We start from the raw sequence: 10,761 nt of genomic DNA, 5'->3' as shown, positions 1-10,761 counted from the left end.
CGGCCTCAGCGCAGTTCGGCGACCGCACCGTAGCCGTTGGCCGGGCTCTCCTCCGTCTGCGACGGCCAGTGGTTGATCGGGGTGAGCCCGGGTTCGACCAGGTCGCACCCGTCGAAGAGCGCGGCGATCTCGTCGCGGTCGCGGAGCACGAGCGGTGTCGTGGTGCTGCGGTAGACGCCCTGACCGCGCTGCGACTCGCTTTCGGTCATCGTGATGGTCGCCGCGTGCGACAGCGCCAGGTAGCTGCCAGGCGCGCAGGCCGCGCGGTAGGCGCGCAGGATCCCGACCGGGTCGTCGGCATCGGGCACGAAGTGCATGATGGCCACGGCCAGCACCGCGACCGGCCGGGAGAAGTCCAGCAGCCCGGCCACTCCCGGCGCGGACAGGACCTCCGCCGGGCGCCGGATGTCGGCTTGGGTGGCGCTGACGTACGGCTCCTCCGCCAGGAGCGCGCGGGCGTGCGCGATGGCGACGGACTCGTGGTCGACGTAGGCGACTCGGGCGTCCGGGTTGTGCTGGTGGGCGATCTCGTGGACGTTGCCGACCGTGGGAACTCCCGACCCCAGGTCGAGGAACTGGTCGATGTCCCGCTCGCAGAGGTATCGCACCACCCGACCGAGGAACTCCCGGTTCATCCGGGCGAACCGGCCGATCTCCGGGGTGATCGCCAGCGCCCGCTCGGCCGCCTCGCGGTCGACGGCGAAGTTGGCCGCACCGCCCAGGTAGTAGTCGTACATCCGCGCCACGTTCGGCGAGGAGGTGTCCACCCGCGGTTCGGTGGCACCAGTGCTCGGGTGCGCGTCCTCGTGACCGGATCGGTCCATCGTCGAGCCTCCACATGCCGGGTCCGCGACACCCTAGCGCCCGCGCGACGCCGCGAGTCGGTCATTCGCCGAAGACGGAACCCGATTCGGCGAACGCCGCGCGCCTTCGGTCCCGCGGCGGTCATTCCCGTTGTGGCCGCGGCGGATTCTCCATCGGAACGCCGTCCGCGGACAGCGGCGGTGCGGGCAGGTCGGCGCTCGAGGTGAGCGGCGCGGCGCCCTTCAGCGCCCGCCCGGCCGGTTCCTTGAGGTACAGGGTGCTCAGGAGCCCGATCGCTCCGGCTCCGATCAGGTAGTAGCCGGGCCAGTCGAGGTTTCCGGTCGTGGTCACCGCTATGCCGATGACCGTCGGCGCGGTGCCGGCGAACGCCGACACGAACACGTTGAAGATGATGGCGAGGCTGCCGTACCGGACGAAGGTGGGGAAGAGCGCGGGCAGCGTCGACGGGGTCACCGCGGCGAAGCAGAGCAGCGCGAACCCCATGATCACCAAACCGAGCAGCTGGCCGGGGAGCCCGGCGCGCAGCAGCCACACCGCGGGCAGGCCGAGCAGGATCAGCGTGATGCTGCCGGTGAGCAGGACCGGTTTGCGGCCGATGCGGTCGCTGAGCTTGCCGGTGAAGACGATGACGCAGAGCATCGCGAGCATGACCAGCACCTGCAGCGCGGTCGAGAGCGCGTCGCTGGTCCCGCTCTGGCCGTGGCCCGGCAGGGTCCGCGTCAGGTAGGTGGGCACGTAGTTGGTCAGCACGTAGTTGGTGGTGTTCCAGGCGACGATCAGGCCGCCGGCGACCAGCGCCGCCGTTCGGCACCGGGTCAGCAGGATCTGGAACACGCGCCGCAGCGCCATGGTCGCCATCGCCGGCGAGCGCTCCATCAGCTGCCGGAACGCGGGCGTCTCCTCCAGCCGCAACCGGAGGTAGATCCCGATGACGCCGAGCGGCAGGGCGAGCAGGAAGGGCACTCGCCACCCCCAGGCCAGCAGCTGCTCCTCGGGCAGCACCGACACCAGGAGCGCGGAGACGCCGGCGCCGAACGCGTAACCGACCAGTGTGCCGAATTCCAGCCAGCTGCCGAGGAAACCGCGCCGCCGGTCGGGCGCGTACTCGGCGGTGAGCGTCAGCGCGCCGGTGTACTCGCCGCCCGCGGCGAAGCCCTGCAGCATGCGGATGAACAGCACGATCAGCGGAGCCGCGATGCCGATCGCGCCGTGGTCGGGAACGAGCCCGAGCAGTGCGGTCGCGATCGACATCAGCAGGATGGTGGCGGCGAGGACCCTGGTCCGGCCGATCCGGTCGCCCAGCGGTCCGAAGACGACCCCGCCGAGCGGGCGCACCACGAACGCCGCGGCGAACGTGCCCAGGGTGAGCACCGCCGCCCACTCGCCGGCATCGGGGAAGAACACCCGGTCCAGGGCGACCGCGGCGAGGTAGGAGTAGATGCCGAAGTCGTACCACGAGGCGATGTTGCCCAGCGTCGCCGCCGCGGTCGCGCGGCGGATCGTCTGCGCGTCCTCGATGGCCAGCTCGCCGCCCACGCCGCGAGGCACGGGCGGCCCGTTCACCCGGCCGCTCCGCTCTGCCCGGCGCTCGACCTGGCCGAACCGAGGGGCTGGCGCATGATCACCTCTTGATCCATACGACTGATATATCTGTTCAAGCTAACGGGGATGCCAGGTCTGGTCAAGGGTTTCCCGCGCTCGCTACGGGCCGGCCAGGCGTCGCAGCCGGTCCTGGATCTCTTCGGCCGCCCGGACGAGAACCCTTGCCACGTCGGGAAAATCGGCCGGCCGGAGGTGCGCGGGGTCGGCTGACGCGGTCAGCACTCCGGCCAGGCGTCCGCCGGGGCCCCGCACCGGAACCGCGACCGAGTGGAGGTCGCGCTCGAACTCGCCGCTCGCCGCCGCCCACCCGCGGTCGCGAACCCGGTTCAGATCCGCCATCAGGGCACCGCGCGAGGTGACGGTTCCCGGGGTGAACCGCTGCAGCGGCGTCCGCAGGAACTCTTCGAGCTCCGCGAACCCGAAGCTCGCCAGCAGCACCTTCCCGCTCGCGGTCGCGTGCAGCGGCATGCGGAGGCCGATCCAGTTCCGCTCGGTGCTGGGCTCCTGCACCACCGTCGTGGCGCCGCCGCTCTCGAGGACGCTCAGGCTCACCGTCCCGTGCAGCTCCGCCGCCAGCCGGACGCAGATCGGCCGGCTCTCCCGCGCGATGTCCAGCTGGGCGGCGGTCGCCCCGGCGAGCCGCACGATGCCGAACCCGAGCTGGAACTTCCCGCGAGAACCCGTCTGCTCGACGAACCGGAACTTCTCCAGCGCGGTCATCAACCGGGACGCGGTGGACTTGTGCACCCCCAGCTCGCGGGCCAGCTCGGTGACGCCGGACGGCCCGCGCTGGGCCAGGAGAACGAGCATCGACAGGGCCCGGTCCACGGCTTGGGTGGGCGTCCGGGGCTCGGCGGCGGCTGCGTCCTTGCCGTTGTTGTGCATGCTGCAACTCCGAACTCGCGACGAGCTGATCTCGGTTTGGCCAATTGACGGGAAACGATGAGTGCCGGATGCTCTGTTGCGAATCACACGTCGTGTTCCGCAATCAGCAACAGGAGCAACGATGATCTTAGTTGGCGCGGTGTCCGACATTCCGGTCGGAGAGTCTGTACGTGTGCAGGGCAGCGTGGCAATCGCGGTGTTCAACGCGGACGGCACCTTCTACGCGATCGATGACACGTGCACCCATCAGGATGCTTCGCTGTCGGACGGCTGGCTGGAGGATTGCGCGGTCGAGTGCCCCTTGCACGCCGCTTGTTTCGACCTGCGCACCGGGAAGCCGAGCGGGCCACCCGCGCGCAAGCCGGTGCGGACGCACGAGGTGGTCATCACCGACGGGCAGGTCTACGTGCTCGAGACGGTCGAGGTCGGGGCGGAAGTCGCCGGAGCGCTCGCGGAAGAGGTCCGATGATGCGGACGATCGCTGTTGTCGGCGCTTCCCTCGCCGGGCTCACCGCCACCCGCGCTCTGCGGGATCAGGGCTTCGGAGGGCGGATCGTCGTGATCGGCGAGGAGTCCCGCGCGCCCTACGACCGCCCGCCGCTGTCCAAGGAGTTCCTGGCCGGGAAGTACTCGGAAGCCGACCTCGAGCTGTCCACGCCCGAGGACGACGCGCTGGAGGCGGAGTGGCGGCTCGGGCGCACCGCGACCGGACTCGACACCCGTGATCGGGCGGTGGTCCTCGACGACGGCGAGCGGATCGTGGCCGACGGCGTGGTGGTGGCGACGGGCGCCCGGGCGAGGAGTCTCCGCGGTGAGCTGCCGGAGGGCGTGCACACGCTCCGCACGTTCGACGACGCGGTGGCGCTGCGCGAGGAACTGGTCCCTGGCGCGCGCCTGGTGGTCATCGGGGCCGGGTTCATCGGATCCGAAATCGCCTCGACCGCAGTGGGTCTGGGCGTCGAGGTCGACGTCGTCGAAGCCGCGCCCGTGCCGCTGCTGAAACCGCTCGGCGCGGAGATGGGCGAGGTCTGCGCGAGTCTGCACGCCACCGAGGGCGTGCGGCTGCACACCGGTGCGATGCTCGCCGAGCTCCTCGGTGGCGAGCGGGTGACGGCCGTCCGCCTGTCCGACGGGCGCGAGCTGCCCGCCGACGTGGTGGTGGTCGGCATCGGTGCCGAGCCGTGCGTGGAGTGGTTGCGCGGATCGGGCGTCGAGCTCGACGACGGTGTCGTCACCGACGCGCAAGGTGCCACCAACGTGCCCGGCGTCTTCGCGGTCGGCGACTGCGCCAACTCCCACCGCAACTACCTCGGCTCCTCGCGGCGCTTGGAGCACTGGACCAACGCCGTGCAGCAGCCGGTCGCCGCGGCCTCCGCGCTCCTCGGCCGTAGCTACGAGCCGCCGGCCCACCACGAGGTGCCGTACTTCTGGTCCGACCAGTACGGCCACAAGATCCAGTTCGCCGGTCACCGCACCGAGGGCTCCCGGATCGAAGTGCTCGAGGGCAGTCTCGAAGCGCTCGACTTCCTCGCGCTCTACCGGGGCCAGGACGGGAGCCCGGAAGCCGTGCTCGCGATCGATCGCGCGCGCCCGTTCGGGCGATGGCGCCGCCAGCTCGCCGGGTCCACGCCGGCGTTGCGCTGATCCAAGCCCGCCTGCCAGTGCGCCGGCCCGCCGGGCCCGCGCCGACCTCCACCGACGCACCGCAGCAGGAAAGGACCGTTCGTGAGTTCCGTCGAAGTTCACAGCCAGCAGCAGCCGGAACCCGCCTCCAGCCTGATCCCGACGTTGCCGGGGTCGCACTACACCGATGAAGCGGTCTTCGAGCTCGAGAAGTCCCGGATCTTCCAGCGCCACTGGTTCGCCGCGGCCCGCTGCAGCGACATGCCCACCCCCGGCAGCTTCCGCAACGTCGACGTCGGCGGCGAGAGCGTGCTGATCGTGCGGGGCCGCGACGGCGCGCTGCGCGCCTTCCTCAACGTCTGCCGGCACCGCGGTGCGCGGCTGTGCGTCGAGGAGTCCGGAGCGGTCCGGCGGTCCCTGCAGTGCCCGTACCACGCGTGGACCTACGGCCTCGACGGCAAGCTCGTCGCCGCCCCGAACCTGAACTCCATGAACGACGTGAACCGCGACGAGTACGGGCTGATCGGCGTCGCGCTGCGCGAATGGCTCGGCACCGCCTGGGTGTGCCTGGCCGACGAGCCACCGTCCTTCGAGGACACCGTGCAGAGCGCGGTCACCGCCAGACTGGGCGATCCCGGCACGATCGACGGCTGGGCGATCGAGGACCTGGTGGTCGGCCGCCGGATCACCTACGACGTGAAGGCGAACTGGAAGCTCATCGTCGAGAACTTCATGGAGTGCTACCACTGCGCGACGATCCACCCGGAGCTGACCGAGGTGCTGCCGGAGTTCGCCGACGGCTACGCGGCGCAGTACTTCGTGGGGCACGGGGCGCAGTTCGGCGAGGAGATCACCGGGTTCACAGTGGACGGTCAGGGCGGCTTCGACACCCTCTCCGGCGTCGACGAGGACCACGACCGGCGCTACTACGCGATCACGATCAACCCGCAGGTGTTCATCAACCTCGTGCCGGACCACGTGATCTTCCACCGGATGTACCCGCTGGCGGTGGACCGGACGATCGTGGAGTGCGACTGGCTCTACACGCAGGAGGTCGTCGACAGCGGAGTCGACCTCTCCCGCTCGGTGGAGCTGTTCCACCGGGTCAACCAGCAGGACTTCGACGCCTGCGAGCGCTGCCAGCCGGCGATGTCGTCGAGGGCCTACGCCAACGGCGGTGTGCTGGTCCCGAGCGAGCACCACATCGGCGAGTTCAGGGACTGGGTGATCGCGGCGATCTCGGACTGATTCCCGGCAGGACCGCCGCGAGTCCGGATGCGCCGATCTGGCGTCCATTGCGGCCTGGACTGATATACCAACCGTATGTCAAGCTGCGGGTCGCAGTCCGCGCCCCGATCAGCGGACCGGACTCGCGGCGTCGCTCGACGAACCGATCTCCCCGCCACCGCCCGGCTCGCCGGCCTTCCGGAACGAGCAGGAAGAAGGAGAAGAACCGTATGTCGCAAGAAGTCCGCGGAGTTGTCTCGCTCGCGCAGGGCAAGCCCGTCTCCGTCGAGACGATCGTGATCCCGGATCCGGGCCCCGGTGAGGCCGTGGTGCGGGTGCAGGCGTGCGGGGTGTGCCACACGGACCTGCACTACCGCGAGGGCGGGATCAACGACGAGTTCCCGTTCCTGCTGGGGCACGAGGCCGCCGGCGTGGTGGAATCGGTCGGCGACGGCGTCGTGAACGTCGCTCCGGGCGACTACGTGATCCTGAACTGGCGCGCGGTCTGCGGGCAGTGCCGGGCCTGCGGCAAGGGCAAGCCGCAGTACTGCTTCAGCACGCACAACGCGACGCAGAAGATGACGCTGGCTTCCGGCCAGGAGCTGAGCCCGGCGCTGGGCATCGGGGCGTTCGCGGAGAAGACCCTGGTGGCCGCTGGGCAGTGCACCAAGGTCGATCCGCGCGTCGAGCCGCAGGTGGCCGGGTTGCTCGGCTGCGGCGTGATGGCCGGGATCGGTGCCGCGATCAACACCGGTCAGGTGGGCCGGGGTGATTCGGTTGCGGTGATCGGCTGCGGCGGCGTCGGCGACGCGGCCATCGCCGGGGCCGAGCTCGCGGGAGCGAGCACGATCGTCGCGGTGGACCGCGACCCGCGGAAGCTGGACAAGGCCCGGGAGTTCGGCGCCACCCACTTCATCGACGCGCGGGAGGCCGACGTGGTCGAGGAGATCCGCAACTGCACCGGCGGGTTCGGCGCCGACGTGGTGATCGACGCGGTCGGGCGCCCGGAGACCTGGAAGCAGGCGTTCGAGGCCCGGGACCTGGCCGGGACCGTGGTGCTCGTCGGCGTCCCGACGCCGGACATGATGGCGCCGGAGCTGCCGCTGATCGAGTACTTCGGCCGCGGTGGCGCGCTCAAGTCGTCGTGGTACGGCGACTGCCTGCCCTCCCGCGACTTCCCGGCGCTGGTCGACCTGCACCTGCAGGGCAGGCTGCCGCTGGAGAAGTTCGTGACCGAGGAGATCTCGCTGGACGACGTGGAGGACGCCTTCGACAAGATGCACCGCGGTGACGTGCTGCGCTCGGTGGTGGTCCTGTGAGCCCCGTCGAGCACCTGATCACCTCCGGCACCTTCTCCCTCGACGGCGGGACCTGGGAGGTCGACAACAACGTCTGGATCGTCGGCGACGACCGCGAGGTCCTCGTCATCGACCCGGCGCACGACGCCGATGCGATCGCCGCGCAGGTCGGCGATCGGCGGGTGACGGCGATCGTGTGCACCCACGCGCACGACGACCACGTCAACCAGGCCCCGGCGCTGGCCGAGCGGTTCCGGGCGCCCGTCCTGCTCAACCCGGACGAAGCGCCGCTGTGGAAGCTGACCCACCCGGACCGCCTGCCGGACGGCGAACTGGCGGCGGGTCAGGTCCTCACCGTCGCGGGCATCGGGCTGCACGTCCTGCCGACGCCGGGGCACTCGCCGGGTTCGACCTGCCTGCACGTCCCCGAGCTGGCGACCGTGTTCACCGGGGACACCCTGTTCCAGGGCGGCCCCGGCGCCACCGGCCGGTCCTACTCCAGCTTCGACACGATCATCGACTCGATCAGCCGCACGCTGCTCGCCCTGCCCGGGGAGACGACGGTCCGCACCGGACACGGCGGATCGACCACCATCGCGGCCGAGGCGCCGCACCTGGAGGAGTGGATCGCCCGGGGCCACTGAGCCCGCAGGCGACCGCGACGAGCGATTCCGGGGCCGTTGACCGCTGCGGCAGCGGCCCCGATTTCGACCACCAACTGATATATCAATCGACCAACACGGGAGGTCGGCCGCATGTCCGTAACGGTTGATCGTCGAGGGGCGCCGAGCGCCGGGAGCGCGCTCGGGGTGCCGCTGGCGGAGGCGGATCCGGAGGTCCACGCGGCCGTCACCCGGGAGATGGCCCGGCAGCGCGGCACGCTGGAGATGATCGCGAGCGAGAACTTCGCACCGCTGAGCGTGATGCAGGCGCAGGGCTCGGTGCTGACCAACAAGTACGCGGAGGGCTACCCGGGCCGCCGCTACTACGGCGGCTGCGAGAACGTCGACGAGATCGAGCAGCTGGCGATCGACCGCGCGAAGGCGCTGTTCGGCGCCGACTTCGCCAACGTGCAACCGCATTCCGGCGCCCAGGCGAACTCCGCGGTCATGGCCGCGCTGCTGGAACCGGGCGACACCTTCCTCGGTCTGGACCTCGCGCACGGCGGGCACCTGACGCACGGCATGCGCCTGACCTTCTCGGGGAAGTACTTCGACGCGGTGGCCTACCACGTGCGGGCGGACGACCACCTCGTCGACATGGCCGAGGTGGAGCGGCTGGCGAAGGAACGCCGTCCCAAGCTGATCATCGCCGGGTGGTCGGCCTACCCGCGGCACCTGGACTTCGCGGAGTTCCGCCGGATCGCCGACGAGGTCGGCGCCTACCTGATGGTGGACATGGCGCACTTCGCCGGGCTGGTGGCCGCCGGGCTGCACCCGTCCCCGGTTCCGCACGCGCACGTGGTCACCTCCACCACGCACAAGACCCTCGGCGGTCCGCGCGGCGGGGTGGTGCTCGCGCAGGCGGAACTGGCGAAGAAGCTCAACTCCAGCGTCTTCCCCGGTTTGCAGGGCGGTCCGCTGGAGCACGTGATCGCGGGCAAGGCGGTGGCGTTCAAGCTCGCGGGCGGAGCCGACTTCCGCGAGCGGCAGGAGCGCACCCTGGCCGGGGCCCGGATCCTCGCCGACCGGCTCCTGGTGGAGCAGAACGTAGGGGTGGTCTCCGGCGGCACCGACGTGCACCTGGTCCTGGTGGACCTCCGGGACTCGGAGCTGGACGGGAAGCAGGCCGAAGACCGGCTGCACCGGGTCGGCATCACCGTGAACCGCAACGCGGTCCCGTTCGACCCGCGCCCGCCGATGGTGTCCTCCGGGGTGCGCATCGGCACCCCGGCGCTGGCCGCCCGGGGCTTCGGCGACGAGGAGTTCACCGAGGTCGCCGACATCATCGCGCTGGCGCTGCGCCCCGAAACCCCGGAAGTCGGTCTCGACGCACTGGCCGAACGCGTCGCCGACCTCGCCGAAAGCCGTCCCCTCTACCCGGAGCTGCTGGCATGAGCGCGAACACCCCGCCCCCGGGCGCGGAACTGCCCGAGCACCCCGACTTCCTGTGGCGCAACCCGGAGCCGGAGAAGTCCTACGACGTGGTCATCGTCGGTGGCGGCGGGCACGGCCTGGCGACTGCGCACTACCTGGCGAAGAACCACGGCATCACCAACGTCGCCGTCCTGGAGAAGGGCTGGCTCGCGGGCGGCAACATGGCCCGCAACACGACGCTGATCCGGTCCAACTACCTGTGGGACGAGTCCGCGGCGATCTACGAGCACGCCCTGAAGCTGTGGGAGGGGCTGGAGGAGGACCTCGGTTACCCGATCCTGTTCTCGCAGCGCGGCGTGCTCAACCTCGCGCACACCGAGCAGGACGTCCGCGACTCCGTCCGCCGCGTCGAGGCCAACAAGCTCAACGGGATCGACGCGGAGTGGCTCGGGCCGGAGGAGGTCGCGCAGATCTGCCCGATCGTCAACACCTCGGCGGACATCCGGTACCCGGTGCAGGGCGCGACCTACCAGCCCCGGGCCGGGATCGCCAAGCACGACTACGTCGCCTGGGGCTTCGCCCGCCGCGCCGACGAGGCCGGCATCGACCTGATCCAGGACTGCGAGGTCACCGGGTTCACAGTGGACGGTGACCGGGTGACCGGCGTGCGCACCACGCGGGGCGACATCGCCTGCGGCACCGTCGCGCTGTGCGCGGCCGGGCACACGTCGGTGCTGCTGGACATGCTCGGCGTGCGGACGCCGTTGCAGTCGCACCCGCTGCAGGCACTGGTCTCCGAACTGCTGGAGCCGGTGCACCCGACCATCGTGATGTCCAACGCCGTGCACGTGTACGTCTCCCAGGCGCACAAGGGCGAACTGGTGATGGGCGCGGGCGTGGACTCCTACAACGGCTACGGCCAGCGCGGGGCGTTCCACATCATCGAGCGGCAGATGGCCGCCGCGGTCGAGCTGTTCCCGGTGTTCGCCCGGGCGCACCTGCTCCGCACCTGGGCCGGGATCGTCGACGTCACGCCGGACGCGAGCCCGATCGTCGGGCACACGCCGTACTCCAACGTCTACGTCAATTCCGGTTGGGGGACAGGAGGTTTCAAGGCCACGCCCGGGATCGGCTGGTGCTACGCGCACACCATCGCCAACGGCGAGCCGCACCCCTACGTCGCTCCCTTCGGCCTCGACCGCTTCACCACCGGCGCGCTCGTCGACGAGCACGGCGCCGCCGCCGTCGCCCACTGAGACCCGAGG

At 70.7% G+C, this 10,761-nt stretch carries 10 protein-coding genes; 7 read left to right on the top strand and 3 right to left on the bottom strand.

Annotated features, from left to right (window positions below; translation table 11 throughout):
• Nucleotides 1-5: 5 nt before the first annotated feature.
• From C4T78_RS10395 to C4T78_RS10385, 3 genes are all read right to left on the bottom strand, one after another.
• Entirely contained in the window at nt 6-824 is an 819-nt protein-coding gene (locus C4T78_RS10395) for an SAM-dependent methyltransferase (protein ID WP_093355635.1), read from the bottom strand.
• Between the two features lie 121 nt (nt 825-945).
• On the bottom strand, nt 946-2,388 hold the full coding sequence (locus C4T78_RS10390) for an MFS transporter (protein ID WP_093355633.1): 1,443 nt from the start codon (nt 2,386-2,388) through the stop codon (nt 946-948).
• 138 nt (nt 2,389-2,526) lie between these two features.
• Nucleotides 2,527-3,312, bottom strand: a complete 786-nt coding sequence (locus tag C4T78_RS10385; protein WP_093355630.1) for an IclR family transcriptional regulator — start codon at nt 3,310-3,312, stop codon at nt 2,527-2,529.
• A gap of 121 nt (nt 3,313-3,433) precedes the next feature.
• Here C4T78_RS10385 and C4T78_RS10380 point away from each other — a divergent pair, with 121 nt between their 5' ends.
• From C4T78_RS10380 to C4T78_RS10350, 7 genes are all read left to right on the top strand, one after another.
• Nucleotides 3,434-3,781 carry a bifunctional 3-phenylpropionate/cinnamic acid dioxygenase ferredoxin subunit gene (locus C4T78_RS10380; protein ID WP_093154669.1) on the top strand — a complete coding sequence of 116 codons (348 nt, stop codon included), beginning with the start codon at nt 3,434-3,436 and terminating at the stop codon, nt 3,779-3,781.
• Nucleotides 3,781-4,956, top strand: coding sequence for an NAD(P)/FAD-dependent oxidoreductase (locus C4T78_RS10375; RefSeq protein ID WP_093355864.1), 1,176 nt, complete (start codon nt 3,781-3,783; stop codon nt 4,954-4,956). Before C4T78_RS10380 ends, C4T78_RS10375 begins: the two co-directional genes overlap by 1 nt.
• A gap of 81 nt (nt 4,957-5,037) precedes the next feature.
• Nucleotides 5,038-6,183, top strand: coding sequence for an aromatic ring-hydroxylating oxygenase subunit alpha (locus C4T78_RS10370; RefSeq protein ID WP_093355627.1), 1,146 nt, complete (start codon nt 5,038-5,040; stop codon nt 6,181-6,183).
• A gap of 209 nt (nt 6,184-6,392) precedes the next feature.
• On the top strand, nt 6,393-7,481 hold the full coding sequence (locus tag C4T78_RS10365) for an S-(hydroxymethyl)mycothiol dehydrogenase (RefSeq protein WP_093355625.1): 1,089 nt from the start codon (nt 6,393-6,395) through the stop codon (nt 7,479-7,481).
• Nucleotides 7,478-8,104, top strand: a complete 627-nt coding sequence (locus C4T78_RS10360) for an MBL fold metallo-hydrolase (protein ID WP_093355622.1) — start codon at nt 7,478-7,480, stop codon at nt 8,102-8,104. The genes C4T78_RS10365 and C4T78_RS10360 overlap by 4 nt, the downstream gene beginning before the upstream one ends.
• Before the next feature lie 111 nt (nt 8,105-8,215).
• On the top strand, nt 8,216-9,517 hold the full coding sequence (glyA, locus tag C4T78_RS10355) for a serine hydroxymethyltransferase (RefSeq protein WP_093355619.1): 1,302 nt from the start codon (nt 8,216-8,218) through the stop codon (nt 9,515-9,517).
• Nucleotides 9,514-10,752: a sarcosine oxidase subunit beta family protein gene (locus C4T78_RS10350; RefSeq protein ID WP_093355617.1), complete on the top strand. Its 1,239-nt coding sequence runs from the start codon at nt 9,514-9,516 to the stop codon at nt 10,750-10,752. Before glyA ends, C4T78_RS10350 begins: the two co-directional genes overlap by 4 nt.
• Nucleotides 10,753-10,761: the final 9 nt, after the last annotated feature.

This window comes from Saccharopolyspora kobensis, from assembly GCF_900108315.1.
Classification (GTDB): domain Bacteria; phylum Actinomycetota; class Actinomycetes; order Mycobacteriales; family Pseudonocardiaceae; genus Saccharopolyspora; species Saccharopolyspora kobensis.
The sequence above is the reverse complement of the archived record's forward strand: the minus strand, read 5'-3'. Positions and strand labels throughout refer to the sequence as shown.

What these genes read in the sequence shown, in the direction of transcription:
- C4T78_RS10380 (WP_093154669.1), top strand. Translation starts at nt 3,434, where the DNA reads ATGATCTTAGTTGGCGCGGTGTCCGACATTCCGGTCGGAGAGTCTGTA.
- C4T78_RS10375 (WP_093355864.1), top strand. Translation starts at nt 3,781, where the DNA reads ATGCGGACGATCGCTGTTGTCGGCGCTTCCCTCGCCGGGCTCACCGCC.
- C4T78_RS10350 (WP_093355617.1), top strand. Translation starts at nt 9,514, where the DNA reads ATGAGCGCGAACACCCCGCCCCCGGGCGCGGAACTGCCCGAGCACCCC.
- C4T78_RS10365 (WP_093355625.1), top strand. Translation starts at nt 6,393, where the DNA reads ATGTCGCAAGAAGTCCGCGGAGTTGTCTCGCTCGCGCAGGGCAAGCCC.
- glyA (WP_093355619.1), top strand. Translation starts at nt 8,216, where the DNA reads ATGTCCGTAACGGTTGATCGTCGAGGGGCGCCGAGCGCCGGGAGCGCG.
- C4T78_RS10385 (WP_093355630.1), bottom strand. Translation starts at nt 3,312, where the DNA reads ATGCACAACAACGGCAAGGACGCAGCCGCCGCCGAGCCCCGGACGCCC.
- C4T78_RS10395 (WP_093355635.1), bottom strand. Translation starts at nt 824, where the DNA reads ATGGACCGATCCGGTCACGAGGACGCGCACCCGAGCACTGGTGCCACC.